Raw genomic sequence first — 26609 nt, 5'->3', positions numbered from 1 at the left:
CAATGCCAAGAAAAGGTTCCGTACCGAAGCGCGACGTACTGCCGGATCCGGTGTACCACAGCAAGACGGTTACGAAATTCATCAACAAGGTAATGCTCTCCGGTAAGAAGAGCGTTGCAGAGCGCGTCGTTTATGATGCGTTTGAGACGATCCGCGCCAAGACGGGCAAGGATCCTCTCGAGGTTTTTGAGACTGCTCTCAAGAACGTTATGCCGGTCCTCGAGGTACGCGCACGCCGCGTCGGTGGTGCAAACTACCAGGTTCCGGTTGAAGTTCGTCCGGATCGTCGCATGACGCTCGGCATTCGCTGGATCGTCAACTACGCTCGCCTGCGCGGTGAGAAGACGATGGATGAGCGCCTTTCCGGTGAGCTCATGGATGCTGCCAACAACACGGGTGCAGCAATCAAGAAGAAGGAAGATACGCATAAGATGGCCGAGGCCAACAAGGCATTCGCACATTATCGCTGGTAATCCCTTCTATATCATTAAGGAGCGATATTAAAAGTGGCAAGAGAGTATTCCCTTGAAAAAACTCGTAACATCGGTATCATGGCTCACATCGATGCCGGTAAGACGACGACCACGGAACGTATCCTCTTCTACACGGGTGTAAACCACAAGATCGGCGAGGTACATGATGGTGCCGCAACGATGGACTGGATGGTTCAGGAGCAGGAGCGTGGTATCACGATCACGTCCGCTGCAACGACCTGCCATTGGAAGAATCATCGCATCAACATCATCGATACGCCGGGTCACGTGGACTTCACGGTAGAGGTTGAGCGTTCCCTGCGCGTACTCGATGGCGCTGTAGCAGTCCTGACTGCTCGCGGCGGTGTCGAGCCTCAGACTGAAACCGTTTGGCGTCAGGCTGAGAACTACAACGTTCCGCGTATGGCTTATGTCAACAAGATGGACATCACCGGCGCGGACTTCTTCAACGTCATCAAGATGATGAAGGAACGCCTCAATGCAAATGCAGTTGCCATCCAGCTGCCGATCGGTGCTGAGGATTCCTTCAAGGGTATCATCGATCTCGTCAAGATGGAAGCCATCGTCTATGAAGACGATCTCGGCAAAGTCGAGGATGAGGTTGCAATCCCGGATGACATGAAGGATCAGGCTGAAGAATACCGTGAGCTCCTCCTCGAGTCTCTTTCCGAACTCGATGATGACTTCATGGAGAAATACCTCGGCGGCGAAGAGATCACCGAGGAAGAGATCAAGAAGGTCATCCGCAAGGGTACGGTCGAGTGCAAGCTCTGCCCGGTTACCTGCGGTACTTCCTATCGCAACAAGGGCGTTCAGCCGCTCCTCGATGCGATTGTTGATTACATGCCGGCTCCGACGGATATCCCGCCGATTGCTGGTGTAAATCCTGAGACGGGTGAGGAAGACCATCGTCCGGCAAGCGACGAGGCTCCGTTCTCCGCACTCGCATTCAAGATCATGACGGATCCTTACGTTGGTAAGCTCGCATTCTTCCGCGTTTACTCCGGTATCCTCGATGGCGGCTCCTACGTGTACAACTCCACGAAGGGCAAGAAAGAGCGTATCGGCCGTATCCTGCAGATGCACGCCAACAACCGTAAGGAAATCGACCGCGTTTACAGCGGTGATATCGCTGCTGCCGTCGGCCTCAAGGATACGACGACGGGCGACACGCTCTGCGATGAAGAGCATCCGATCATTCTCGAGTCCATGGTCTTCCCAGATCCGGTTATCTCCGTTGCAGTTGAGCCGTCCACGAAGAACGACCAGGAGAAGATGGGCGTTGCCCTTCAGAAGCTCGCTGAAGAAGATCCGACCTTCCGCGTCCGCACGGACCAGGAAACGGGCCAGACGATCATCTCCGGCATGGGTGAGCTTCACCTGCAGATCATCGTTGACCGTATGCTCCGCGAGTTCAAGGTCGACTGCAAAGTCGGCGAGCCGCAGGTTGCTTACCGCGAGACGATCCGCAAGTCTGTCGAGGCAGAAGGCAAGTTCGTCCGCCAGTCCGGTGGTCATGGCCAGTACGGTCACTGCTGGCTCAAGCTCGAGCCGCAGGAGCCGGGCGAAGGCTTTGTATTCGAAAACAAAGTCGTCGGCGGTGCAATTCCGAAGGAATTCATCAAGCCGATCGAAGATGGCGTCAAGCAGGCTATGGAAGCAGGCGTTGTTGCCGGCTATCCGGTTGTCGATGTCAAGGTAACGGTCTTTGACGGTTCCTTCCACGAAGTCGACTCCTCGGAGGCAGCGTTCAAGGTTGCTGGTTCCATGGCGTTCCGCAACGGCGCAGAAAAGGCAAATCCGGTTCTCCTCGAGCCGTATGTTAAAGTTGAAGTCACGGTTCCGGAAGAGTACATGGGCGACGTTATCGGCGACCTGAACTCCCGCCGCGGCCGCATCGATGGCATGGAAGCACGCAATGGTTCCCAGGTCATCAACGGCTTCGTTCCGCTCTCCGAGATGTTCGGTTACTCGACGGATTTGCGTTCCAAGACCCAGGGCCGCGGGAACTACAGCATGGAAGTTGCTTACTATGATGAAGTTCCTAAAAATATTGCTGACAAGATTGTCGCAAAAAACAAAGGTGAATAAGGGAGGAAAACATCACAATGGCTAAAGAAAAGTTTGAAAGAACTAAACCGCATGTCAACATCGGTACGATTGGTCACGTTGACCATGGCAAGACGACGCTGACGGCTGCAATCACGAAAGTCCTTTCCGAGACGGAAGGCTGCAAGGCTTCCTTCGAAGACTATGCAGATATCGATAAGGCTCCGGAAGAGCGTGAGCGCGGTATCACGATCAACACGGCTCACGTTGAGTATGAGACGCCGAAACGTCACTATGCACACGTTGACTGCCCGGGCCATGCTGACTATGTCAAGAACATGATCACCGGCGCTGCTCAGATGGATGGTGCTATCCTGGTTGTTTCCGCAGCTGATGGCCCGATGCCGCAGACTCGTGAGCACATCCTGCTCGCTCGTCAGGTCGGTGTTCCGGCAATCGTTGTCTTCCTCAACAAGGTTGACCAGGTTGACGATCCTGAGCTCCTCGAGCTCGTTGAGATGGAAGTTCGCGAGCTGCTCTCCAGCTATGACTTCCCGGGCGATGACATCCCTGTTATCGCTGGTTCCGCTCTGAAGGCCCTCGAAGGCGACGAAGAGCAGAAGAAGAACATCCTCAAGCTCATGGAAGCTGTTGATGATTATATTCCGACGCCGGAGCGCGACAACGCTAAGCCGTTCCTGATGCCGGTCGAGGATGTCTTCACGATCACTGGCCGCGGCACGGTTGCTACGGGCCGTGTTGAGCGTGGTGAGCTCAAGATGAACGATACGGTTGAGATCGTTGGTCTGCAGGACGAGCCGCGTCAGACGGTTGTCACGGGCATCGAGATGTTCCGCAAGATGCTTGATTTCGCTGAGGCTGGCGATAACATCGGTGCTCTGCTCCGTGGTATCGACCGCAAAGAGATCGAGCGTGGCCAGGTTCTCGCAAAGCCGGGCACGATTCATCCGCACACGAAGTTCAAGGCTCAGGTCTATGTCCTGACGAAAGAAGAAGGTGGCCGTCATACGCCGTTCTTCACGAACTATCGCCCGCAGTTCTACTTCCGCACGACGGACGTAACTGGCGTAGTCAAACTGCCGGAAGGCACGGAAATGGTTATGCCTGGCGATAACGTCGAGATGGAAGTTGAGCTCATCACCCCGATCGCTATCGAGAAGGGCCTGCGCTTCGCTATCCGCGAAGGTGGTCACACGGTTGGTGCTGGCCGCGTAACGGAAATCGAAGGCTAATCCTTACGTAAAAGAATCTTTGAATAAAGAGCGGCGCTCGCGTCGCTCTTATTTAAAGGTTAAAATCAATATGGTACCCCCCAATGCGATGACGTGGCAGATGGCTCGGGTGCTCCCGAGGGAACTGTTACGGAGAAATGTTTGGGCCAAGAGCCTGGACGATAAGGAGGAAAACAAATTGTCGAAACAGCAGAAAATCAGAATCCGTTTGAAGGCTTATGATCATAAAGCCCTCGATCAGAGTGCCGTAAAGATTGTCGATACGGCAAAGAAGACTGGTGCGATGGTATCCGGTCCGATTCCTCTCCCGACGGAAAAGAACATCTATACGATCCTGCGTTCCCCGCATGTCAACAAGGACAGCCGTGAGCAGTTTGAAATGCGCACGCATAAGCGTCTGATCGACATTCTGCAGCCGACCAACAAAACGGTCGATGCTCTGATGCGTCTTGACCTGCCGGCAGGCGTAGACATCGAAATCAAACTGTAATCCGAGGAGGTGGAATGAATGTCTAAAGCTATCTTAGGTAGAAAACTTGGTATGACTCAGATCTTCACGGAAGAAGGCAAAGTTGTCCCGGTTACGGTCGTAGAGTCTGGCAACAACATTGTGATCCAGAACAAGACGGTTGAGTCTGACGGCTATAACGCAGTACAGCTCGGCTTCGGTGAAGTTAAAGAAAATAAAGTAAACAAACCCCTGAAAGGCCATTTCGAGAAGGCTGGCGTAAGCCCTGTAAAGTTCATTCGCGAGATGCGTCTTGCAGATGCTTCTGAATATAAAGTCGGTGATTCCATCGGCGTTGACATATTTAGTGCTGGAGAACTGGTTGATGTTACGGGTACTTCCAAAGGTAAGGGTTTTGCCGGCGGTATCAAACGTCACAACTTCGCTCGTGGTCCCATGGGACATGGTTCCAAATCCCATCGTGAGCCGGGTTCCACTGGTGCCATGATTTCCGGTCCTGGTGGACGTGTCCTCAAGGGCAAGAAGCTCCCGGGCCGCATGGGTGGCGAGCGCGTTACGGTTCAGCGTCTCACGGTCGTCCGTGTCGATGCAGACCGCAACCTCATCCTCATCAAGGGCGCAATTCCGGGCCCGAAGAAGAGCTTCGTTGTGATCAAGAGCACCGTTAAGCCGGGCAAAAACTGATTGGAAGGAGGACACCAACAATTATGGCTACAGTAGCAGTTTATGACATCACCAACAATCAGGTTGGCGATATCGAATTGAATGACAGCATCTTCGGCGTAGAGATGAATGCAGGCCTCCTGCATCAGGCCGTTGTTATGCAGCTCGCAGCTCAGCGCCTTGGCACGCATGCCACGAAAACGCGCGGCTTTGTCCGTGGCGGTGGCCGCAAGCCTTGGAAGCAGAAAGGCACGGGCCGTGCCCGCGCTGGTTCGACGCGCAGCCCGCTGTGGGTCGGCGGTGGTACGGTTTTCGGACCGCATCCGCGCAAGTATGCTTTCTCCATGCCGCGCAAGCAGCGTCGTCTCGCTCTCAAATGCGCACTTTCCGATAAAGTCAAGAGCGGCGATCTGATCGTTCTCGAGAGCCTCGATTTCGATGCTCCGAAGACGAAGCAGGTTGTCAAGATGCTCGGCGACTTCGGCGTAGATTCCAAGGCTCTCTTCGTCACGGCTGACGAGGCAGAGAACGTTGAGAAATCCGCACGCAACATTCCGGGTGCAAAAGCTATCCAGGCGCTGGGACTGAATGTCTATGATATCCTGAATCATGGCAAGCTGTTCATCACGAAGGATGCCATCACCCGCATCGAGGAGGTATTCGCATAATGGAAGCACGTGATATCCTGATCCGTCCGCTGATCACTGAGAGAACGACTCAGCTCATGGCTGAAGGCAAGTACGTCTTCGTTGTTGCGAAAGCAGCCAACAAGATTGAGATTGCCAAAGCAGTCGCTGAAATCTTCAACGTCAAGGTTGAAAAGGTCAATACGGTCAACGTACTTGGCAAAACGAAACGCATGGGCCGCACGTCTGGCAAGCGCCCTGACTATAAAAAAGCTATCGTGAAGCTCGCTGCTGGCGAAAGCATCGAGTTCTTCGAAGCATAATCGAGAAAAGGAGGTACACTTAAGTGGCAGTAAAGAGTTTTAAACCATATTCTGCAGGCAGACGCTTCATGACGGTCGCATCGTTTGATGAGATCACGGCAAGCAAGCCTGAGAAGTCCCTGACGGAACGCCTCAAGAAAACGGGCGGCCGTAATCAGCAGGGCTGTCTGACCGTCCGTCATCAGGGCGGCGGCCACAAGCGTCTCTATCGTGTCATTGACTTCAAGCGCACGAAAGACGGTATCCCGGCTCGCGTCGCTACGATTGAGTACGATCCGAACCGCAGCGCTCGCATCGCTCTGCTCAACTACGTAGACGGCGAGAAGCGCTACATCCTCGCACCGAACGGCCTCAAGGTCGGCGATCAGGTCGTTTCTGGCCCGGACGCTGATATCAAGGTCGGCAACGCACTTCCGCTCAAGAACATTCCGGTTGGTACTACGGTACACAACGTTGAGCTGAAGATCGGCAAGGGCGCACAGCTCGTTCGCAGTGCTGGTACGTCCGCTCAGCTCATGGCTAAGGAAGGCGATTATGCACTCCTCCGCATGCCGTCCGGCGAGCTCCGCAAAGTCCACATCAACTGCCGTGCAACGATCGGCGAAGTCGGCAACCTCGAGCACGAGAACATCACGCTCGGCAAGGCTGGCCGTTCCCGCTGGCTCGGCATTCGCCCGGAGAACCGCGGCGTTGCCATGAACCCGAACGATCATCCGCATGGCGGCGGCGAGGGCCGTTCTCCTGTTGGCCGCAAGCACCCTGTTACGAAGTGGGGCAAATGCGCAATGGGTGCCAAGACCCGTCGCAAGAAGGCTTCCGACAAGCTCATCGTCAAAGGACGCACGAAATAATAGAAATCGACAGGCAGCCTAGTGCCGCCTGACGAAAGGAGGAGACACTTTGTCAAGATCTATTAAAAAAGGACCTTACGTTGCAGAGAGCCTGATGAAGAAGATCACGGCCCTGAACGAGGCTAACGATAAGAAAGTTGTTAAGACCTGGTCGAGAAGCTCCACGATTTTCCCGGAGTTCGTTGGTCATACGATTGCTGTTCATGACGGCCGCAAGCATGTCCCCGTTTACATCACGGAAGACATGGTTGGCCACAAGCTCGGTGAGTTCGCTCCGACGCGTACTTTCAAGGGCCATGCCGGCGAAGAGAGAAAGACCGCTCTGAAATAATTTTGCGAAAGGAGAATCCTTGTGGAATCGAAAGCAGTAGCTAAATATGTTCGCATCGCTCCGCGCAAAGTTCGTGTGGTCATGGATCTCATCCGTGGCAAGAACGTCGCTGAAGCGTTCGCGATTCTGAAATTCACGCCGAAGGCTGGCGCTGAAGTAGTTGAGAAGGTTCTGCGTTCTGCTGTTGCAAACGCTGAGAACAACTTTGATATGGACGTCGAGAAGCTCTTCGTCAAGACGGCATTCGTCGACCAGGGCCCGACGCTCAAGCGCATCCATCCGCGTTCCCGTGGACAGGCCTTCAAGATTTTGAAGCGTACGTCCCATGTAACCATCGTCGTTGACGAGAAGAACTGAGTAAGGAGGGAAACGGTTTGGGTCAGAAAGTAAATCCGCATGGTATTCGTCTTGGCATTGTCAAGGATTGGGATGCTAAGTGGTATGCAGATAAAGATTTTGCAGCAAACCTGCATGAAGATATCAAGATCCGTGATTATCTGAAGCAGAGCCTTCAGGCAGCTGGTGTTTCCAGAATTGAGATGGAGCGCAGCAAGAACCGCCTGAAGATCACGATCCACACGGCTAAGCCGGGCATGGTCATCGGCCGTGGCGGTTCGGGCATCGAGCAGATCAAAGAGGGTCTGAAGAATTACACGACGAAGCGCGTGGACATCAACATTGCAGAAATCAAACAGCCGGATATGGACGCAACGCTCGTTGCTGAGAACATCGCTCAGCAGCTCGAACGCCGCATCGCTTTCCGCCGCGCGATGAAGCAGGCAGTTGGCCGCACGATGCGCCTCGGCGCCAAGGGCATCAAGATCGCTTGCAGCGGTCGCCTCGGCGGTGCAGAGATCGCACGTAAGGAATCGTATCGTGAAGGAAGTATCCCACTTCATACGCTCCGTGCTGATATCGATTATGGTACGGCAGAAGCTCACACGACTTATGGCCGCATCGGCGTAAAGGTCTGGATCTTCAAGGGCGAAGTTCTTCCGGAAAGAAAGCAGCAGAAGGCTGCAGCTGAAGGGAGCGAAGCTTAATGTTATTACCAAAGAGAGTCAAATATCGCAAGCAGTTCCGTGGCCGTATGAAGGGCAAGGCTCATCGCGGCAATACGGTCAGCCATGGCCAGTATGGCCTCGTAGCCCTCGAGCCGGCTTGGATCACGAACCGTCAGATCGAGGCAGCTCGTATCGCCATGACGCGTTACATCAAGCGTGGCGGCCAGGTCTGGATCAAGATTTTCCCGGATAAGCCGGTAACGGCTAAACCGGCCGAGACCCGCATGGGTTCCGGTAAAGGTTCGCCGGAGTACTGGGTAGCTGTTGTTAAGCCGGGCCGCGTCCTCTTCGAGATGGACGGCGTTTCCAAGGAGATCGCAATGGAAGCTATGCGTCTCGCTGGTCACAAGCTCCCAATCAAGACGAAGTTCGTTATGAAGGAAGACAATAAAGCAGAGGGCGGTGAAGTAAATGAAGGTTAATGAGATTCGCGAGATGAATGCTGAGGAACTCAACCAGAAACTTGCTTCGCTCAAAGAGGAGCTGTTCAACCTCCGTTTCCAGCTTGCCACCGGCCAGCTTGAGAACCCGATGCGTATCAAAGAAGTAAAGAAGACGATCGCCCGCATCAAGACGATCCAGCGTGAGAACGAGCTCAAGGCTTAATCACGGAAACTGATATGCAAAAGGAAGGAGGCTCCCTGATGAGCGAAAGAAACGTACGTAAGACGAAAATTGGTAAAGTCATCTCCGATAAGATGGACAAGACCGTTGTGGTTGCAGTCGAGGAACTCGAGCAGCACAAGCTTTACAAAAAGCCGGTCAAGAGAACGGTAAAGTTCCATGCACATGATGAGAAGAACGACGCACATGTAGGCGACAAGGTATCCCTCATGGAAACCCGCCCGCTTTCCAAGACGAAGCGCTGGAGAGTTGTTGAAGTCATCGAGCGTGCAAAATAATCCAAAATTATCGAAGAAGGAGGTCAAACAATGATCCAACAGCAAACCATCCTGAATGTTGGTGACAACACGGGTGCAAAAGAGATCATGTGCATCCGCGTGCTCGGCGGTTCCTATCGCAAGTACGCTAACATTGGTGATATTATCGTAGCTGCAGTTAAGTCTGCTGCTCCTGGCGGCACGGTCAAGAAGGGCGATGTCGTGAAGGCAGTCGTAGTCCGCAGCGTCAAGGGCCTGCGTCGTGCAGATGGCTCGTACATCCGCTTCGACGAGAATGCCGCTGTCATCATCAAGGACGACAAGACGCCGAAGGGCACGCGTATTTTTGGACCAGTAGCCAGAGAGCTTCGCGATAAAGACTTCATGAAGATCGTTTCCCTGGCTCCTGAAGTACTTTAATTGTGGGGAGGTGCTATTTTGTCACTCGTAAAACTGAACGTTAAGAAGGGCGACACGGTCGTCGTGCTGTCCGGTAAGGATAAAGGCAAACAGGGCAAAGTCATCACGGCTATGCCGAAGAAGGGCAAGGTTATCGTCGAGGGCGTCAACAAAGTAAAGCGTCACACGAAGCCGAACCAGAAGGCTCCGCAGGGCGGCATCCTCGTGAAGGAAGCTCCGATGCATGCCTGCAAAGTCATGGTCGTCTGCCCGGCTTGCAAGAAGGCAACGCGCGTTGCCCACAAGGAAGTCAATGGCAAGATGGTCCGTGCCTGCAAGAAGTGCGGCGAAGTCATCGACCAGACGAAATAAGCGAGAAAGGAGGAACATAAGTGGATAGATTACAGGAAAAATACCAGAACGAAGTCTGCAAAGCCATGACGGAGAAGTTTGGCTACAAGAACGTGATGCAGCTCCCGAAAATCGAGAAGGTCATCATCAACATGGGTGTTGGCGAGGCTGTCGGCAACCCGAAGGCCCTCGATGCAGCAGTGAGCGATCTGACGATCATCGCTGGCCAGAAGCCGCTTCTGACTCGTGCAAAGAAGTCCCTCGCAGCCTGGAAGTTGCGTGAGGGCATGCCAATCGGCTGCAAAGTAACGCTGCGCGGCACGCGTATGTACCAGTTCCTCGATAAGTTCATGAACGTTGCTCTCCCGCGCGTCCGTGACTTCCGTGGTGTATCGGATAAGGCTTTCGACGGCCGCGGCAACTACGCAGTCGGCCTCAAAGAGCAGCTCATCTTCCCGGAAATCGAGTATGATAAAATCGATAAGATCCGTGGCATGAACATTGTAATTGTTACGACGGCACAGACGGATGAAGAAGCCAGAGAGCTCCTGAAACTCATGGGTATGCCGTTCAAAGCATAAGGAGGTAAGGAAACTTGGCTAAGAAGTCTATGGTTGAGAAGTGGAGCAAAGAACCGAAGTTCTCCACGCGCAAGTACAACCGCTGCAAGATCTGCGGCCGTCCGCATGGCTACATGCGCAAGTTCGACATGTGCCGTATCTGCTTCCGCGAGCAGAGCTACAAAGGCGCTATTCCTGGCGTAACCAAAGCCAGCTGGTAATTATTGACATTTGAAAGGAGGATATCGATTCAATGGTAATGACTGATCCTATTGCAGATATGCTGACTCGTTTGCGCAATGCAAACTCTGTATTCCACGAGAAGGTGGAAATCCCGGGTTCCAAGATCAAGACCGCTATTGCAGAGGTCCTGAAGGAAGAGGGTTTCATCAAAGACTACACGTTCACGGAGGACAACAAGCAGGGTGTCATCACGATCGCCCTCAAGTATGGCCCTCAGCGCGAGAAGGTCATCTCCGGTATCAAACGCATTTCGAAGCCGGGCCTTCGCCAGTACGCAAAGCACGATGAGCTTCCGCGTGTTCTCGGCGGCCTCGGCATCGCCATCATTTCCACGTCCAAGGGCATCATGAGCGACAAGCAGGCCCGCAAGGCTGGTCTCGGCGGCGAAGTCATCGCTTACGTTTGGTAATTGATAGTAGTCAGGAGGTGTACAGATGTCAAGAATTGGTAGAGCACCGATTGAAATCCCGGCTGGCGTAACGGTTACGCTCGGCGAGGACAATCTGGTGAAAGTAAAGGGCCCGAAAGGTGAACTTTCCCGCCACATTCATCCGGAAATGAAAGTAACCGTCGAAGGCAACGTTATCACGGTAACGCGTCCGTCCGACGATAAAACGCACAGATCCCTCCACGGTCTGTCCCGTACGCTGATCCACAACATGGTTGTCGGCGTAACGGAAGGTTTCTCCAAGAATCTCGAAATCAATGGTGTCGGTTACCGTGCCCAGAAGCAGGGCAAGAACCTCAACCTGTCCCTTGGTTTCTCCCATCCGGTTGTTGTCGAGCCGCCGCAGGGCATTGAGTTCGACGTACCGTCCGCCAATGCCATCACGGTAAAGGGCATCGATAAGGAAGTTGTCGGTCAGATCGCAGCTGAGATCCGCGGCTTCCGTGAGCCGGAGCCGTACAAAGGCAAGGGCATCAAATACGCTGGTGAGCATATCCGCCGCAAGGAAGGTAAAGCCGGCGCTAAGGGTAAGAAATAAGGAACGCATTCGGGAAAGGAGTGAATCTCTGTGCTTCTTAAAGCAGATAAGAACAAGGCACGTCAGAAACGTCATCTGCGTGTCCGCAACCATATCGCAGGCACGGCGGCTCGTCCGCGCCTCAACGTATATCGCAGCCTCGCAAACATCTATGCGCAGGTTATCGATGATGAGAAGGGCGTAACGCTCGTCTCCGCAAGCTCCCAGGACAAGGGTTTTGAGAACTACGGCGGCAACATCGAAGCAGCTAAGGCTGTTGGTGCTGAAGTCGCCAAGCGTGCTCTTGAGAAGGGCATCACGGAAGTCGTATTCGACCGTGGCGGCTATGTTTATCATGGCCGTGTTGCAGCTCTCGCAGAAGCAGCTCGTGAAGCTGGTCTGAAATTCTAAGATAACGTCTGAAGGAGGTAAATGAATGGCTAGAAATATGGACAACGAGACTCCTGAGTTCGAGGAGAAAGTTGTATATATCAATCGAGTAGCGAAAGTCGTCAAGGGCGGCCGCCGCTTCTCGTTCAGCGCCCTTGTTGTCGTTGGCAACAAGAAAGGTAAAGTAGGCGTTGGCCTCGGCAAGGCTGCTGAGGTTCCGGAAGCAATCCGCAAGGGTGTCGAGGATGCAAAGAAGAACCTCATCGAGGTTGCTCTTTACGACAACCGCACGATTCCTCATGAGATGATCGGTGTCTTTGGTGCCGGCAAAGTCATGATGAAGCCGGCTGCAAAAGGTACCGGTGTTATCGCCGGCGGCCCGGCTCGTGCCATCCTTGAGCTCGCAGGTATCCGCGATATCCTGACGAAGTCCCTCGGTTCCGCAAACCCGAACAACATGGTCCGCGCAACGATGGAAGGCCTCAAGGCACTCAAGCGTGCAGAGGCTGTTGCTGAGCTCCGTGGCAAGACGGTTCAGGAAATCTTAGGTTAATAGGAGGCTCACAAAATGGCAAAAGTTAAAGTCACGCTGAAGAGAAGCTTGATCGGCCGCCCGGAAACGCAGCGCAAGACCGTTCGTGCTCTTGGACTGCGCAAGATCAACTCCGTTGTTGAGCTTCCGGACAACCCGGCCATCCGTGGCCAGCTCCACAAGGTCGAGCATCTGATCCAGGTAGAAGAAATCGCAGACTAAGACGGAACAGGAGGTGTACTAGATGAAATTACATGAATTACAGCCAGCAGCTGGTTCCCGCAAGGTTCGCAACCGCGTCGGTCGCGGCCTCGGCTCCGGCAACGGCAAGACGGCTGGCCGCGGCATGAAGGGCCAGAATTCCCGCAGCGGCGGCGGCGTGCGCACGGGTTTTGAAGGCGGCCAGATGCCGATTTACCGTCGTCTCCCGAAGCGCGGCTTCAAGAATGTCTGGGCCAAGACCTTTGCTGAGGTCAACGTCGAGACGCTGAACCGCTTTGAAGATGGCACGACGGTTGATCCGGTTGTGCTCGTTGAATCCGGTATCCTGAAGAACGTGCAGGATGGCATCCGTATCCTCGGCAATGGCGAGCTTACGAAGAAGCTGACGGTTCGTGCAAACGGCTTCACGAAATCCGCAGAAGAGAAGATCACGGCAGCAGGTGGCAAAGTAGAGGTGATCTGAGGTGCTCTCAGCCCTTGGCAACATCTTTAAGATTCCAGAACTTCGGCAAAAGATCATCTTCACGCTGATCATGTTTGCCGTCTTCCGGATGGGGACGCACATCCCCGTTCCGGGGGTTGATCCGACGGCGCTTGAGAAGCTCTTCGCCAACGGCAACCTGTTTGGTCTGTTAGACCTCTTTTCTGGCGGTGCGTTCAGTAAATTTTCCATCTTCGCGATGAGCATCACGCCGTACATCAATGCGGCTATCATCATCCAGCTGCTCAATGTCGTCATCCCGACGCTCGAGCAGTGGTCCAAGGAAGGCGAGGAGGGTCACAAGAAGACGACTCAGGTCACGCGCTACCTCACGGTGGTGCTGGCGTTCCTGCAGGCGATCGGCATGTCCATCGGCCTCAAGTCCGCCATCCTCAATCCGAATCCGGTGAACATCCTCATCATTGCCATCACCCTCACAGCGGGAACGGTCTTCCTCATGTGGGTGGGTGAGCAGATCACGGCACAGGGTGTCGGCAACGGTATCTCCTTGATCATCTTTGCCGGTATCGTCGCGGCTCTTCCGAAGAACCTTGGAACTCTTTACCATTACGTACAGGCTGGCACCATCAGCTATTTCAGTGTATTCATGTTCGGCGTCATCGCACTCGCGATGGTCATGTTCGTCGTTTACATTGAGACAGGCTTCCGCCGCATTCCCATCTCGTATGCCAAGAGAGTGGTCGGCCAGAGAGCCTATGGTGGTCATTCCAGCCACATCCCCCTGAAAGTCAATCAGGCGGGTGTTATCCCAATCATCTTTGCGTCATCCGTGCTGATGTTTCCAGTAACCATTGCCCAGTTTATTGATGTACCCTGGGTAAAGACCGTTGCCAGTTATCTTGAGTGGGGCAAGCCGCTTCAGACGGCGCTTTACGTCGGCCTGATCATCTTCTTCACTTATTTCTATACTGCGGTTACTGTAAAGATATCGGATATGGCAGAGAATCTGAAAAAATACGGTGGTTTCATCCCGGGCATTCGCCCTGGACAGCCAACGGCAGATTATTTGGATCATGTCATGACTCGTATCACGCTTGCGGGTTCCGTGTTCCTGGCCTTTATCGCCGTCCTGCCGAATATGATTGCTGCGGCAACTCATATTGAAGGCGTTTACTTCGGCGGTACGGCCCTGCTCATCGTCGTGGGCGTTGCGCTCCAGACCATGAAGCAGATCGAATCCATGGTCGTCATGCGTCACTACGAAGGGTTCATGAAATAAGAGGAGGCAGTACATTATGCATATCTTGTTAATGGGCCCCCCGGGTGCCGGTAAAGGCACGCAGGCGGCTAATCTTGTCAAAGAGTTCGGCATTCCGCACATCTCCACGGGCGATATGTTCCGTGCAGCTGTCAAGGAAGGAACGGAACTCGGCAAGCAGGCGAAGGCATGCATGGACGCAGGCAAACTTGTTCCGGACGAAGTCACGATCGGCATCGTTCGTGAGCGTCTCGCCAAAGACGACTGCAAGAAGGGATTCATCCTCGATGGCTTCCCGCGCACCGTCGAACAGGCCGATGCCCTGACGGGAATCCTCAAGGATCTCGGCCTTTCCCTGACGCGCGTCCTGAACATCAGCGTTCCGGCTGCGGATCTCATCGAGCGTGCAGTCGGCCGCCGCATCTGCAAGAAGTGCGGAGCTACGTATCACACGAAGTTCAATCCGCCGAAGAAGGAAGGCATCTGCGACGAATGTGGCAGCGAACTCTTCCAGCGTGCAGATGATAACGCGGAGACGATGAAGAATCGCCTTTCCGTATACGAGGCTTCCACGAAGCCGCTCATCGACTATTACAAAAAAGCCGGTGTCTATACGGAAGTCGATGGCAGACAGGCAATCGACAAAGTCACGCAGGACCTCATTGATGCCCTGAAGGCTTGAGGATTGCCGGTGAATTCACCGAATTGATAGAAGTGTTGTAAGGGCGGCCAGTGGCCGCCCATTACAATGATTAGAGGAAAATGACAACCTGTTGTTGGGCATGGCATTGAAAGATTATGCAGAAGCTCCTTAGATGACTTTGGCCCAACCAATTTCTATGACAAGGAGAACTGACATGTCGAAGCAAGATGTTATTGAAGTAGAAGGCAAAGTCCTGGAGGCACTGCCGAATGCAATGTTCCAGGTTGAGCTGGAGAATGGTCATGTTGTACTGGCGCATGTATCCGGAAAGATCCGCATGAATTTCATCCGCATCCTTCCCGGTGACAAAGTCACGATTGAACTCACGCCTTATGACTTAACGCGTGGCCGTATAACCTACCGATTCAAATAAGTCAAGTTGTTCATTTTGCCCGTTATAAAAAAATATTTGACTTTTTTCGCCTTTGCCACTAGGCAGGAGCGAAGAAACATGGTATACTAGCAAAATGACAAGACTGACAATATCGAAAAGGGGGCATATAACGATGAAGGTAAAACCGTCAGTAAAGCGGATTTGCGAGAAATGCAAGATCATCAAGCGCAAAGGCCGTGTAATGGTCATCTGCGAGAATCCGAAACACAAACAGAGACAAGGTTAATGAATGAATAAGGAGGTGCTTTATTAATGGCACGTATTGCCGGTGTAGATTTACCCCGTGACAAGAGAATTGAAATTGCTTTGACGTACATTTTTGGTATTGGTCTCAAGACTTCTCAGGATCTCCTGAAGATGACTGGCATCAATCCGGATACTCGTACGCGAGACCTCACGGAGGACGAAGTTGTAAAACTTCGTGATGTCATCGATAAGAACGTCGTGGTCGAAGGTGACCTTCGCCGCGAGCGCCAGATGAACATCAAGAGACTCGTTGATATCGGCTGCTACCGTGGTCGTCGCCACCGTCTTGGTCTTCCTGTCCGTGGACAGAACACAAAGAACAACGCCCGCACGCGTAAAGGCCCGAAAAAGGCTGTAGCAGGCAAGAAAAAGGACTAATAAAGGAGGGTTAACTGGTGGCAGTTAAGAAAGCAGTTCGCACGAAGAAAAAAGTTCGTAAGAACATTGAATATGGCGTAGCACATATCAGCTCTACGTTCAACAACACAATCGTTACGCTCACCGATAAGAGCGGTAATGCACTTTCCTGGGCCAGCGCAGGCGGCCTTGGTTTCCGCGGCTCCCGCAAGAGCACGCCGTTTGCTGCACAGATGGCAGCTGAGACGGCTGCAAAGGCAGCTATGGAGCATGGCCTCAAGCAGGTCGAAGTTTACGTTAAGGGTCCTGGTGCCGGCCGCGAAGCCGCAATCCGTTCCCTGCAGGCAACGGGCCTCGAAGTCAACATGATCAAAGATGTTACTCCGATTCCGCACAATGGCTGCCGTCCGCCGAAGCGTAGAAGAGTATAATAGGAGGTGCATTTAACCGATGGCAATTGATAGAGTACCAGCCCTGAAGAGATGCCGTGCCCTTGGCATCGAGCCGGCTGTTATTGGTCGTTCCAAAGAATCGAAGCGTCAGCTCCGCCGCACGAACCGCAAGGTTTCCGAGTATGGCACGCAGCTGAAAGAAAAGCAGAAAGCAAAGTTCATCTACGGTGTGCTCGAGAAGCAGTTCCGTGGATACTACGATAAAGCAAAGAAGATGCAGGGCGTTACGGGTGAAAACCTCCTCGGCCTTCTCGAGCGTCGCCTCGACAACGTCGTCTTCCGCCTTGGCCTCGCCAACACGCGCCGTCAGGCTCGTCAGCTCGTCCGTCATGGCCATTTCACGGTCAACGGCAAGCGCGTTGACATCCCGTCCGCACTCGTTGCAGTCGGCGATGTAATCGCTGTGGCAGAGAAGAGCCAGAGCAATGCATTCTTCAAGGAGCTCAAGGAGAGCAGCAACGCCCTGTCCGCTCCGGCTTGGCTCCAGGCCGATCAGGCCAACCTCACGGGTACGGTAACGCGTTTCCCGAACCGTGATGAGATCGATGTTCCTGTCAACGAGCAGGCTATCGTCGAGTTGTACTCCAAATAATGAATATTTGTGCCTGTGCGCATAGTGTTATTGAGGAGGTTCATTCAAGATGATAGACATCGAGAAACCGAAAATTGAAATTGCGGAAATCAGTGAAGACAACCGCTATGGCAAGTTCATCTGCGAGCCACTCGAGCGCGGTTACGGCACGACGTTCGGCAACAGCCTGCGCCGCATGCTCCTGTCTTCTCTCGAAGGTGCTGCGATTACCTCCATCCGGATTGATGGCGTGCTCCATGAGTTCTCCACGATTCCGGGCGTCCGGGACGATGTCACGAACATCGTGCTCAACCTCAAGGAGCTCTGCCTCAAGATGACGGGCAATGAGCCGCGCGTCATCCGCATTGACGTCGAGGGTGAGAAAGAGGTCACGGCTGCCGACATCATTTGTGATGCCGACATCGAGGTCCTCAACCCGGATCTTCACATCGCTACGGTCAACGCCGACGGCAAACTCAAGATTGAGATGACGGTTGAGCGCGGCCGCGGCTATGTGCCGGCTGACAAGAACAAGAAGCCGGACGACACGATTGGCGTCATTCCAATCGATTCCATTTTCTCCCCGGTCAAGCGCGTGAACTACACGGTACAGGATACGCGTGTCGGCAACGTGACGGACTATGACCGCCTGATCCTCGAGGTCTGGACGGATGGTTCGCTGCGTCCGGAGGAAGCCGTCAGCAAGGCTGCCGGCATCCTCGTCATGCACCTTAAGCTGTTCCAGAACATGGACGGGCTGCCGGAGGAAGTGGAGGAGGAAGAAGCATCCTTCCCGGAGGAGGAAGAGGATAATTCTTCGAAGGTTCTCGATATGACCATCGAAGATCTCGACCTCTCCGTACGTTCCTTCAACTGTCTCAAACGTGCCAATATCAACACGGTCGCAGACCTTGCTGAGAAGACGGAAGACGACATGATGAAGGTCCGCAACCTCGGACGCAAATCTCTTGAGGAAGTCAAGAAGAAGCTCGAGGAACTCGGTTTAACGCTCAAACAAAACAACGACTGACAGGAAAGAGGGAAATCAATGAGCTACAGAAAATTAGGACGTAACTCCGCAGCCCGCAAGGCGCTGTTCACGAGCATTCTCACTTCCTTCTTCAGATATGGCCGCATTGAGACGACGGAAGCTAAGGCAAAAGAGCTTCGCAAGTTCGCTGAAAACCTCATCACGCTCGCAAAGCGCGGTGATCTCAGCGCTCGTCGCCAGGCAATCGCTCAGCTGGCTGATGAAGATGTAGTAAGAAAGCTGTTTGATGAAATCGCAGGCAAGTACGCAGACCGCCAGGGCGGTTACACGCGTATCCTGAAGCTCGGCGTTCGCCGCGGCGACGCTGCTCCGATGGTCATCATCGAGCTCGTCTAATTCCATACGGAATCATGAGGTCATCTGCTTCGGCAGGTGGCCTTTTTTGTGCATGGATTGTCAACTGATGATTTGATTTGTCTTGACAATCGAAGTGCGGTATAATGGAACGGTCGATTTGAAATACGAACAGGAAGGAACGGATAGTATGGCCTTTATCGAGCTGGACCATGTCTCTCATATCTACCATGCCGGCACGGAGAACGAGCATCAGGCACTCGACGATGTTTCGCTTGCCATCGAGAGGGGTGAGTTTGTCGCTATTCTCGGCACGAATGGCTCGGGCAAGTCGACGCTTGCCAAGCATCTCAACGCATTGCTGCTGCCGACACGCGGCACCTGCCGCATTGCCGGCTGCGATACGTGCGAGGAGGAAGATCTCTGGAAGATCCGTCAGGAGGTCAGCATGGTCTTCCAGAATCCGGACAATCAGATCATCGCGGCCATCGTCGAGGATGACGTGGCGTTTGGTCCGGAGAATCTCGGCATGCCGCCTGACACGATTCGCGAAAACGTGCATCGGGCGCTTGAAGCCGTGCATATGACGCGCTTCCGCAAGTTTGCGCCGCACCTCTTGTCAGGCGGCCAGAAACAGCGTGTGGCCATTGCCGGTGCACTGGCCATGCAGACGCATTGCCTCGTACTCGATGAGCCGACGGCCATGCTCGACCCCGAAGGTCGTGAGGAGGTTATGGCGACGGTGCGTCAGCTCCACGAGGAGCGCGGCATGACCATCGTGCATATCACGCATTTTATGGAAGAAGCGGCTGCAGCCGACCGCATCGTCGTCATGGATAAGGGCCATGTCGTCGCTGTGGGCACACCGCGCGAGATCTTTGCCCAGGCTGACCGCATGAAGAAGCTGGGCCTTGATGTGCCGCTCGCGTCACAGCTTGCTCTGCGCCTGCGCAGGAAGGGCTTGAAGCTGCCCGCAGATATCCTGACCGATGCGGAACTCATCGCAGCCCTCGTGCCCTGAGTGTGGTGCAGTGTTCAGGCATGCTGCCGGGGTATTTTATTATTATGGAAGAAATGATGGGAGTGAACGTGTTGTCCATTGCGCTGGAACATATCGAATACATCTATATGCCCAAGACCCCTTTTGAACGGCGGGCTCTTCAGGATGTCTCGGCCGTCATCGAGGAGGGATCCTTCACGGCAATTGCGGGTCATACCGGGTCGGGCAAGTCGACGCTGCTGCAGCACTTAAATGGCCTGTTGCATCCGACAAAAGGGCGTGTGCTCGTGGATGGCGTCGATCTGCAGCCGGCCGACAAGAAGGCGCGTCCTGCGGCCAAGGAGGCACGCCGCAAGGTCGGCATGGTCTTCCAGTATCCGGAGCAGCAGCTCTTTGAGGAAACCGTGGCCGCTGACGTGGCCTTCGGTCCGCGGAATCTCGGCTGCACGGAAGAAGAAACGCGCCAGCGCGTGCAGGAAGCCCTGCAACTCGTGCACCTCGATTACGACACGTATGCAAAGCGTTCGCCCTTCCAGCTCAGTGGCGGCCAGATGCGCCGCGTGGCCATTGCCGGCGTGCTTGCGCTGCGGCCGAAATACCTCGTGCTCGATGAACCGACGGCCGGGCTCGACCCGCGCGGCCGTGAGGAACTCATCGCGACCATCCGCCGGCTGCACGAGAAGCAGGGGATGACGATTCTCTTTGTCTCACACAACATGGACGATATTGCACGGCTGGCTGATCATCTGCTCGTGCTCAATCAGGGCAGGCTCGTCTCAGACGGCACGCCGCGCGAGGCTTTTGCCGACGAGGCGATGCTGCGCGCAGCCGGCCTGCGCCCGCCGCATGTCATGACGCTCATGCAGGAACTGCGTGCAGCCGGCCTGCCGCTGCAAGAAGACGCGCTGACGATTGATGAGGCTGAACGAGCCATACTGGCGGCCTGCAAGAAGGGAGGGAAGGCCTGATGCTTTCCGATATCACGATTGGACAGTTTTTTCCAGGAAATTCCCTGCTGCACCGGCTCGATCCGCGCACGAAGATCATCCTGCTCTTCTTCTTCCTCGTGGCCATCTTTGCTGTTAGCAGTGCGGCTTCGTATGCGCTGCTTTCAGGACTGACGCTGGCGCTCATGCTCGTCTCGCGCGTGCCGATGCGCATGATGCTGCGCTCGGTGAAGCCGCTCTGGTGGATCATCCTGTTTACCTTTGTCATCCACCTGTTCAGCACGCCAGGTGAGGAACTGGCAAAAGTCTGGATCTTTACCGTGACGATGGAAGGGCTCGTGCAGGGCTTCCTGATCTGTCTGCGTCTCGTGCTGCTGATTCTCCTGTCGTCGCTCCTGACGTTCACGACGAGCCCTCTGAAGCTCACTGACGCTATGGAACGCCTGCTGTCGCCCCTGCGCCGCTTTGGTGTGCCAGCGCATGAGCTGGCGATGATGATGACAATCGCCCTGCGCTTTGTGCCGACGCTTATCGAGGAGACCGACCGCATCATGAAGGCACAGCAGTCGCGCGGAGCTGATTTCAGCGAGGGCAGCATCATGAAGCGGCTCCGGGCGCTCGTACCCATCCTCGTGCCGCTCTTCCTCTCGGCCTTCCGCCGTGCCGATGATCTCGCGATGGCTATGGAGGCCCGCTGCTACCGCGGCGGTGAGGGGCGGACGCAGATGAAGGCCCTGCAGGTGACGGGCATCGATTACGTCGCATACGGCGTCTCCTTTGCTCTTTTCGCCATCCTGGCCTTCCTGCGCTGAACGCGCTGCCGTTGCTCTGTTTTTGGAAAGGATATCGCAGCAATATGAAACCGGAACACAAGGCTGAGATGAAAGCCCGCGCACGCAACATCGTCCTGAAGGTCGCCTATGACGGCACGGCCTACCATGGCTTCCAGCGCCAGACGTCGCCTGTCATCGCCGTGCAGAATGTGCTTGAAGAAAAGCTGCAGGTCGTCTTCGGCGATTCCATCGAACTCGCGGCTTCGGGCCGTACCGATGCCGGCGTCCATGCACGCGGACAGGTCGTCAATTTCTTTACGAACGGACGCATCCCCGTCGACCGCATCGTGCGCGCCGTCAACAGCCTGCTGCCTTCTGACATTGTCGTACTGGCGGCCGCTGAGGCGGATTTTGACTTCAGCGCGCGCCACAGCGCGAGGAGCAAGACGTATCTTTACCGCATCCAGCAGGGAGAGGTCCCGGATCCGTTCTCGGCCCGCTACGCCTGGTACGTGCGCCGCCCGCTCGACCACGAAGCGATGGCGGAGGCACTGCGGATGATCCTCGGCACGCATGATTTCTCGGCTTTCCGCGCGAGCGGCGGCGCGCCGATGAGCCCTGTCCGCACCATGTATGAGGCGGTTCTTGCCGAGGAGCCTCACGGCATCCTCGCATGCCGGATCCATGGCAGCGGTTTCCTTTACCACATGGTCCGCAACATCATCGGCACGCTCGTGCGTGTGGGGCTCGGCGACCTTGCGCCGGCGGACTTTCAGCGCATCATGGAGAGCCGCGACCGCACGCAGGCAGCGGCTACAGCACCGGCCTGCGGCCTGTTTCTTGAACAGGTGGAATATGGGAATGACTTGCATTTGTAACGAATGCACTTGCACCCCCCTTGTATATGCGCTAAAATATGAAAGAAGCCTGTAAAAGGCTTTTTTCGTAAACAACGGTATAACACTAGGTGGTGTAAACATGAAATCAGTATTGAACGTGGGGATTGACGTAGGCTCGACGACGATCAAACTCGTGGTTCTCGACCATGAGAAGAAGATCCTCTACAAGAACTACGCCCGCCATTTCTCAGAAATCGGCAACGCCCTGCAGGAGAATCTGACGCATCTGAAATCCATCGTTGGTGAGCAGAAATTTTCATTTGCCCTGACGGGATCTGCCGGTATGGGCATTGCGCAGCGCATCGGCCTGCCCTTCGTACAGGAGGTCATCGCCTGCGCGACTGCGGTCAAGCAGCTGATACCACAGACGGACACCGTAGTGGAACTCGGTGGCGAAGATGCTAAGATTACCTACTTCGGCGATGCACCGGAGCAGCGCATGAACGGAGTCTGTGCCGGCGGCACGGGCTCTTTCATTGACCATATGGCTTCGCTGCTCTCGACGGATGCCAAGGGGCTCAATGACCTGGCCGCCAAAGGCAAGCAGATTTACACGATTGCTTCGCGCTGCGGCGTATTTGCCAAGACGGATATCCAGGCTCTGATGAACGATGGTGCCGAGAAGGCCGACATTGCGCTCTCGATTTTCCAGGCCGTGGTCAACCAGACCATTGGCAACCTCGCACAGGGGCGGCCGATAAACGGCCGGGTCGCCTTCCTCGGCGGCCCGCTGCATTTTCTGCCGGAGCTCAAGAAGCGCTTCATCGAGACGCTCGAGCTCGACGATGACCATGTCATCGATGTCGACTACGGCAACTACTTTGTGGCCATGGGCGCGGCGCTCTCCGACGAGACGAAGGTCATCGATTTGCCCATCCTCGAGCAGAGCATCGAACGGGCGAAGGAAGCAGCGGCCAAGGAGACGCGCAAGGCCGACTTCACGCTCTTTGAGGATCGCGCGGATTATGAGCGTTTCAAAGCACGCCATGACAAGGACAAGGTAAAGCGCGGCAATCTTGCCGCGTATCGCGGCCCCGTCTACGTCGGCATCGATGCGGGCTCAACGACGACCAAAATCACAGCCATCGGCAGAGAAAAGGAGATTCTCTACACGTCGTACGGCAGCAATCACGGCTCGCCCTTGAAGACGGTCGTACAGGAAATCAAGGAGCTCTACAAGGCGCTGCCTGAGGGCACGCATATTGCCGGCACGATGACAACGGGCTATGGCGAGGCCATCGTCAAGGCGGCCCTGCACGCCGACGGCGGCGAGGTCGAGACCTTCGCGCACCTGCGGGCGGCACAGGAGTTCTGCCCCGAGGTCACGTTCGTACTCGACATCGGCGGCCAGGACATGAAATGCTTCTTCGTCAAGGACGGCAGTATCGGCAACATCACGCTCAACGAGGCGTGCTCGGCCGGCTGCGGTTCCTTCATCCAGAACTTCGCCGAGGGCCTGCACATGACGCCGGCGGAGTTCGCGGCGAAGGCCATCGATTCCAAGGCGCCTGTCGACCTCGGCACGCGCTGCACGGTCTTCATGAACTCAAAGGTCAAGCAGGCGCAGAAGGAAGGCGCGGAGGTCGCCGATATCTCGGCGGGCATCGCGTTCTCGGTCATCAAGAACGCGCTCTTCAAGGTCATGCAGCTCAAGGATGTGCGCGAGCTCGGTGACCATATCGTCGTACAGGGCGGCACGTTCTACAATGACGCTGTGCTGCGCTGCATGGAGAAACTCCTCGACCGCGACGTCATCCGCCCGGATATCGCCGGCCTCATGGGTGCGTACGGTGCGGCCATCCTGGCCCTCGAGACGGGGCAGGAGCATTCCTCCATCCTGTCGGCTGACGAACTCGACGCTTTTTCCGTGACGACGAGCTCATACCGCTGCCGCAGCTGCGGCAACAAATGCCTCATCACGATGCAGAAGTTCCCCGACGGCAGCCGGTATTTCACGGGCAACCGCTGCGAGCGCGGCATCGGCGGGGAAAAGAAGGAAGCCGATACGCCGAACATCTACCGCTACAAATACGAGCGTGTCTTCGCGCATTATCGCCCGCTCGAGCATCCGCAGCGCGGCGAAATCGGCATCCCGCGCACGCTCAACATGTATGAGGATTATCCGTTCTGGTTCACCTTCTTCACGAAGCTCAACTATCGCGTCGTGCTCTCGGGCAAATCGAGCGCCAAGCTCTACTTCAAGGGCATGGCGACGGTCCCGTCCGATTCCCTGTGCTATCCGGCCAAACTCGCACATGGCCATATCATGGATCTCGTCGAGAAGGGCGTAAAGAAGATTTTCTATCCCTGTGAACCGTACAACATGAAGGACGATGTGCATCCGTCGGAGAATCACTTCAACTGCCCAATCGTGGCCTCGTATGCCGAGAATATCCGCGGCAACATGGATATCCTGCGCGAGAAGGACATCGACTTCATCCAGCCGTTCCTTCCCATCCACGACAAGAAGCGCATGATCGCGCGCCTCGTGGAGGAACTCGGCACGCATGAGCACCTGACGAAGGAAGAGATCACGGCAGCAGCGGAAGCCGGCTACCGCGAGCTCGCACAGTATCGTCAGGATGTCCGCGACTGCGGCCAGAAAATCCTCGACCGTATCGCCATGACGGGAGAACAGGCCATCATGCTCGTGGGACGCCCGTATCACATCGATCCGGAAATCAACCACGGCATCCCGGAGATGATCCAGTCGTACCACCTGCCCATTCTCTCGGAGGATGCAGTCTACCACATGCCGGTCCACGGCGGCAAGCTCGAGGTCGTCAATCAGTGGAGCTACCACGCACGCCTCTACCATGCGGCGCAGTTCGTCGCGGAGCACCCGAACCTCACACTCATCCAGTTCAGTTCGTTCGGTTGCGGCCTCGATGCTCTGACGACGGGGCAGGTCAAGGAAATCCTCGAGCAGCATCATCGCATCTACACGATGATCAAGCTCGATGAAGTATCGAACCTCGGTGCGGCCCGCATCCGCCTGCGTTCGCTGATGGCAGCGCTCGCACGCCGCAAGCCCGTGCCGTATCAGGAAGTCACGCCAATCGAGCGCCCGCATTTCACAGAGGAATGCAGGAAGACGCACACGATTCTCGCGCCGCAGATGGCGCCGATTCACTTCGAGCTCATCAAGGAAGTCATGCGCGACTTCGGCTATGATCTCGTTGTGCCACAGATGCCGGACAAGGCGGCCATCGATCTCGGCCTGCGCTACGTCAACAACGACATGTGCTATCCGTCGATTGTCGTCATCGGCCAGCTTATCGCAGCGCTCAAATCCGGCAAATATGACCCGGATCACACGAGCATTGCGATGTTCCAGACGTGCGGCGCCTGCCGTGCGACGAACTACATGAGCGTCATGCGCCAGGCCCTCAAGTACGCAGGCTTCCCGCAGGTGCCGGTTTTCGCCGTGCACGGCCTGCCGGAAGAGACGGATTCCTTCCGCCTCACGCGCCCGATGCTCGTGGCGGCTGTCAAGGCCGCAATCTTCGGCGATCTCCTGCAGAACGTCCGCAACCGCATGCTGCCGTACGAGCTCCAGAAGGGCGAGACGCAGCGTCTCTACGACAAGTGGATGGCAAAATGCAAGGACGTGCTGCGCGACGGCGGTTTCTTCGCCTATAAGCGTACCATCAAGCAGATTGTCCGGGAATTCGACAATATCCCCATCGACGAGACGCTCTGGAAGCCGAAAGTCGGCATCGTCGGCGAGATCCTCGCCAAATACCATCCGGTGGCAAACAACCACATCGAACGCGTGCTCATCGAAGAGGGCGCCGAAGTCGTCATGCCGGATTTCGTGGACTTCTTCCTGTATTCGGCCTATGACTCCATCTCGAAGCACGAGCTCCTGGCCGGCAAGTACAAGGACGAGTTCTTCGCGAAAATCTTCATCAAGATCATCGAGTTCTTCCGTCAGCCGATGAAGAAGGCACTCGCGAAGAGCCGCCACTTCATGCCGCCGCATTCCATCTACAAGACGGCGGAGCTCGCCTCGCGCCACGTCAGCCTCGGCAACATGGCCGGCGAAGGCTGGTTCCTGACGGGCGAGATGGTCAAGCTCATCGACGAGGGCGTGCCCAACGTGGTCTGCCTGCAACCGTTTGGCTGCCTGCCGAATCACATCACGGGCAAGGGCGTCATGCACGAGCTGCGCGAGAGCTACAAGGGCGCAAACCTTACGGCCATCGACTGCGATGCCGGTTCGTCGGAGGTCAACCAGCTCAACCGGCTCAAGCTCATGCTGGCTGTCGCAAAAGAACGCGGCCCCCAGAAGCAGCAGGCAGAGGAGTCCGTGGAGGAACAGGCGGACACCGATACCATGAAGGTCGCAGAAAGCCACTCGTAATGACTTGTCATAACGTGTATCCATATCCATAAGGGCCAAGAGCCGCCGTACATGCAGAACCATGGCATGTGCGGCGGCTCTTTTCGTTCAGGAAATCAATGCAAGGACATGTGTCTCCTTTTTGGTTGACATGTGGAAAAAATCTCGTTATGATGGATATGTAAAGATATCACTCATTGCGATTGCAAAA

At 55.3% G+C, this 26609-nt stretch carries 38 protein-coding genes; all 38 read left to right on the top strand.

Annotated elements, in window-relative coordinates; genetic code table 11:
* Nucleotides 1–2: 2 nt before the first annotated feature.
* The 38 genes from rpsG (at nt 3) to DWZ54_RS04345 (ending at nt 26419) form a co-directional block, all read left to right on the top strand.
* Nucleotides 3–473 carry a 30S ribosomal protein S7 gene (rpsG, locus tag DWZ54_RS04530; RefSeq protein WP_005842089.1) on the top strand — a complete coding sequence of 157 codons (471 nt, stop codon included), beginning with the start codon at nt 3–5 and terminating at the stop codon, nt 471–473.
* 33 nt (nt 474–506) lie between these two features.
* Nucleotides 507–2585, top strand: a complete 2079-nt coding sequence (fusA, locus tag DWZ54_RS04525; RefSeq protein ID WP_118474665.1) for an elongation factor G — start codon at nt 507–509, stop codon at nt 2583–2585.
* Between the two features lie 17 nt (nt 2586–2602).
* Nucleotides 2603–3796 carry an elongation factor Tu gene (tuf, locus tag DWZ54_RS04520; protein ID WP_118014824.1) on the top strand — a complete coding sequence of 398 codons (1194 nt, stop codon included), beginning with the start codon at nt 2603–2605 and terminating at the stop codon, nt 3794–3796.
* A 178-nt stretch (nt 3797–3974) separates the two neighbouring features.
* Nucleotides 3975–4286, top strand: a complete 312-nt coding sequence (gene rpsJ / locus DWZ54_RS04515) for a 30S ribosomal protein S10 (RefSeq protein WP_029540488.1) — start codon at nt 3975–3977, stop codon at nt 4284–4286.
* An 18-nt stretch (nt 4287–4304) separates the two neighbouring features.
* The gene (gene rplC, locus DWZ54_RS04510) at nt 4305–4949 is read left to right on the top strand and encodes a 50S ribosomal protein L3 (protein ID WP_118014822.1); all 645 of its coding nucleotides are present in this window, start codon (nt 4305–4307) and stop codon (nt 4947–4949) included.
* 23 nt (nt 4950–4972) lie between these two features.
* Nucleotides 4973–5596 (top strand): 50S ribosomal protein L4, encoded by a 624-nt coding sequence (gene rplD / locus DWZ54_RS04505; RefSeq protein WP_118014820.1) that lies wholly within the window; start codon nt 4973–4975, stop codon nt 5594–5596.
* Nucleotides 5596–5877 carry a 50S ribosomal protein L23 gene (gene rplW, locus DWZ54_RS04500; protein ID WP_118014818.1) on the top strand — a complete coding sequence of 94 codons (282 nt, stop codon included), beginning with the start codon at nt 5596–5598 and terminating at the stop codon, nt 5875–5877. Before rplD ends, rplW begins: the two co-directional genes overlap by 1 nt.
* Before the next feature lie 23 nt (nt 5878–5900).
* Nucleotides 5901–6728, top strand: coding sequence for a 50S ribosomal protein L2 (rplB, locus tag DWZ54_RS04495; protein WP_118474664.1), 828 nt, complete (start codon nt 5901–5903; stop codon nt 6726–6728).
* A gap of 49 nt (nt 6729–6777) precedes the next feature.
* Entirely contained in the window at nt 6778–7059 is a 282-nt protein-coding gene (gene rpsS / locus DWZ54_RS04490) for a 30S ribosomal protein S19 (protein WP_118014814.1), read from the top strand.
* Between the two features lie 21 nt (nt 7060–7080).
* Nucleotides 7081–7416, top strand: coding sequence for a 50S ribosomal protein L22 (gene rplV / locus DWZ54_RS04485; RefSeq protein WP_199497502.1), 336 nt, complete (start codon nt 7081–7083; stop codon nt 7414–7416).
* 17 nt (nt 7417–7433) lie between these two features.
* Nucleotides 7434–8102: a 30S ribosomal protein S3 gene (gene rpsC / locus DWZ54_RS04480; protein ID WP_118474663.1), complete on the top strand. Its 669-nt coding sequence runs from the start codon at nt 7434–7436 to the stop codon at nt 8100–8102.
* Nucleotides 8102–8545 carry a 50S ribosomal protein L16 gene (rplP, locus tag DWZ54_RS04475; protein WP_118014808.1) on the top strand — a complete coding sequence of 148 codons (444 nt, stop codon included), beginning with the start codon at nt 8102–8104 and terminating at the stop codon, nt 8543–8545. The genes rpsC and rplP overlap by 1 nt, the downstream gene beginning before the upstream one ends.
* A complete protein-coding gene (gene rpmC / locus DWZ54_RS04470; RefSeq protein WP_005842110.1) occupies nt 8535–8729 on the top strand; it encodes a 50S ribosomal protein L29 in 195 nt (64 codons plus the stop codon). Before rplP ends, rpmC begins: the two co-directional genes overlap by 11 nt.
* Nucleotides 8730–8767: 38 nt before the next feature.
* On the top strand, nt 8768–9025 hold the full coding sequence (rpsQ, locus tag DWZ54_RS04465; protein ID WP_118014806.1) for a 30S ribosomal protein S17: 258 nt from the start codon (nt 8768–8770) through the stop codon (nt 9023–9025).
* Nucleotides 9026–9055: 30 nt separating this feature from the next.
* Nucleotides 9056–9424 (top strand): 50S ribosomal protein L14, encoded by a 369-nt coding sequence (gene rplN / locus DWZ54_RS04460; RefSeq protein WP_005842114.1) that lies wholly within the window; start codon nt 9056–9058, stop codon nt 9422–9424.
* An 18-nt stretch (nt 9425–9442) separates the two neighbouring features.
* Nucleotides 9443–9775 (top strand): 50S ribosomal protein L24, encoded by a 333-nt coding sequence (rplX, locus tag DWZ54_RS04455; protein ID WP_118014804.1) that lies wholly within the window; start codon nt 9443–9445, stop codon nt 9773–9775.
* Nucleotides 9776–9795: 20 nt separating this feature from the next.
* Nucleotides 9796–10335, top strand: a complete 540-nt coding sequence (rplE, locus tag DWZ54_RS04450) for a 50S ribosomal protein L5 (RefSeq protein WP_118014802.1) — start codon at nt 9796–9798, stop codon at nt 10333–10335.
* 14 nt (nt 10336–10349) lie between these two features.
* Nucleotides 10350–10535 (top strand): type Z 30S ribosomal protein S14, encoded by a 186-nt coding sequence (locus DWZ54_RS04445; protein ID WP_147369891.1) that lies wholly within the window; start codon nt 10350–10352, stop codon nt 10533–10535.
* Nucleotides 10536–10567: 32 nt separating this feature from the next.
* Nucleotides 10568–10966, top strand: coding sequence for a 30S ribosomal protein S8 (gene rpsH / locus DWZ54_RS04440; protein WP_118014798.1), 399 nt, complete (start codon nt 10568–10570; stop codon nt 10964–10966).
* A 25-nt stretch (nt 10967–10991) separates the two neighbouring features.
* A complete protein-coding gene (gene rplF, locus DWZ54_RS04435) occupies nt 10992–11543 on the top strand; it encodes a 50S ribosomal protein L6 (protein ID WP_118014796.1) in 552 nt (183 codons plus the stop codon).
* 30 nt (nt 11544–11573) lie between these two features.
* Nucleotides 11574–11933 (top strand): 50S ribosomal protein L18, encoded by a 360-nt coding sequence (gene rplR, locus DWZ54_RS04430; RefSeq protein WP_036377745.1) that lies wholly within the window; start codon nt 11574–11576, stop codon nt 11931–11933.
* Nucleotides 11934–11958: 25 nt separating this feature from the next.
* Nucleotides 11959–12465, top strand: coding sequence for a 30S ribosomal protein S5 (gene rpsE / locus DWZ54_RS04425; protein ID WP_118014794.1), 507 nt, complete (start codon nt 11959–11961; stop codon nt 12463–12465).
* A 15-nt stretch (nt 12466–12480) separates the two neighbouring features.
* Nucleotides 12481–12666, top strand: coding sequence for a 50S ribosomal protein L30 (gene rpmD / locus DWZ54_RS04420; protein WP_005842127.1), 186 nt, complete (start codon nt 12481–12483; stop codon nt 12664–12666).
* A 22-nt stretch (nt 12667–12688) separates the two neighbouring features.
* A complete protein-coding gene (gene rplO, locus DWZ54_RS04415) occupies nt 12689–13129 on the top strand; it encodes a 50S ribosomal protein L15 (RefSeq protein WP_005842128.1) in 441 nt (146 codons plus the stop codon).
* Between the two features lies 1 nt (nt 13130).
* Nucleotides 13131–14387 (top strand): preprotein translocase subunit SecY, encoded by a 1257-nt coding sequence (gene secY, locus DWZ54_RS04410; protein ID WP_118014792.1) that lies wholly within the window; start codon nt 13131–13133, stop codon nt 14385–14387.
* A gap of 16 nt (nt 14388–14403) precedes the next feature.
* A complete protein-coding gene (locus DWZ54_RS04405; RefSeq protein ID WP_118014790.1) occupies nt 14404–15048 on the top strand; it encodes an adenylate kinase in 645 nt (214 codons plus the stop codon).
* A gap of 175 nt (nt 15049–15223) precedes the next feature.
* Nucleotides 15224–15442 carry a translation initiation factor IF-1 gene (gene infA, locus DWZ54_RS04400; protein ID WP_009645081.1) on the top strand — a complete coding sequence of 73 codons (219 nt, stop codon included), beginning with the start codon at nt 15224–15226 and terminating at the stop codon, nt 15440–15442.
* 133 nt (nt 15443–15575) lie between these two features.
* Complete coding sequence (rpmJ, locus tag DWZ54_RS04395) at nt 15576–15689, top strand: 50S ribosomal protein L36 (RefSeq protein ID WP_005842139.1); 114 nt, start codon at nt 15576–15578, stop codon at nt 15687–15689.
* 26 nt (nt 15690–15715) lie between these two features.
* On the top strand, nt 15716–16087 hold the full coding sequence (gene rpsM / locus DWZ54_RS04390; RefSeq protein ID WP_036377765.1) for a 30S ribosomal protein S13: 372 nt from the start codon (nt 15716–15718) through the stop codon (nt 16085–16087).
* 17 nt (nt 16088–16104) lie between these two features.
* The gene (gene rpsK / locus DWZ54_RS04385) at nt 16105–16497 is read left to right on the top strand and encodes a 30S ribosomal protein S11 (protein ID WP_005842142.1); all 393 of its coding nucleotides are present in this window, start codon (nt 16105–16107) and stop codon (nt 16495–16497) included.
* A 19-nt stretch (nt 16498–16516) separates the two neighbouring features.
* Entirely contained in the window at nt 16517–17110 is a 594-nt protein-coding gene (rpsD, locus tag DWZ54_RS04380) for a 30S ribosomal protein S4 (protein WP_118014784.1), read from the top strand.
* A 49-nt stretch (nt 17111–17159) separates the two neighbouring features.
* A complete protein-coding gene (locus DWZ54_RS04375) occupies nt 17160–18119 on the top strand; it encodes a DNA-directed RNA polymerase subunit alpha (RefSeq protein ID WP_118014782.1) in 960 nt (319 codons plus the stop codon).
* Nucleotides 18120–18137: 18 nt separating this feature from the next.
* Nucleotides 18138–18476, top strand: coding sequence for a 50S ribosomal protein L17 (rplQ, locus tag DWZ54_RS04370; protein ID WP_118014780.1), 339 nt, complete (start codon nt 18138–18140; stop codon nt 18474–18476).
* A gap of 118 nt (nt 18477–18594) precedes the next feature.
* Complete coding sequence (locus DWZ54_RS04365) at nt 18595–19455, top strand: energy-coupling factor transporter ATPase (protein ID WP_370245736.1); 861 nt, start codon at nt 18595–18597, stop codon at nt 19453–19455.
* Nucleotides 19456–19526: 71 nt separating this feature from the next.
* Nucleotides 19527–20402, top strand: a complete 876-nt coding sequence (locus DWZ54_RS04360) for an energy-coupling factor transporter ATPase (protein WP_118474661.1) — start codon at nt 19527–19529, stop codon at nt 20400–20402.
* Nucleotides 20402–21193, top strand: a complete 792-nt coding sequence (locus tag DWZ54_RS04355) for an energy-coupling factor transporter transmembrane protein EcfT (RefSeq protein ID WP_118474660.1) — start codon at nt 20402–20404, stop codon at nt 21191–21193. Before DWZ54_RS04360 ends, DWZ54_RS04355 begins: the two co-directional genes overlap by 1 nt.
* Before the next feature lie 44 nt (nt 21194–21237).
* Nucleotides 21238–22032: a tRNA pseudouridine(38-40) synthase TruA gene (gene truA / locus DWZ54_RS04350; protein WP_118474659.1), complete on the top strand. Its 795-nt coding sequence runs from the start codon at nt 21238–21240 to the stop codon at nt 22030–22032.
* A 100-nt stretch (nt 22033–22132) separates the two neighbouring features.
* A complete protein-coding gene (locus tag DWZ54_RS04345; RefSeq protein ID WP_118474658.1) occupies nt 22133–26419 on the top strand; it encodes a 2-hydroxyacyl-CoA dehydratase in 4287 nt (1428 codons plus the stop codon).
* Nucleotides 26420–26609 lie beyond the last annotated feature (190 nt).

The sequence above is a fragment of the Mitsuokella sp. AF33-22 genome (assembly GCF_003475755.1).
In the GTDB taxonomy this organism is placed as follows: Bacteria; Bacillota; Negativicutes; order Selenomonadales; family Selenomonadaceae; genus Mitsuokella.
Note: the sequence above shows the minus strand (reverse complement) of the source record. Positions and strands in the feature narration are given on the sequence as shown.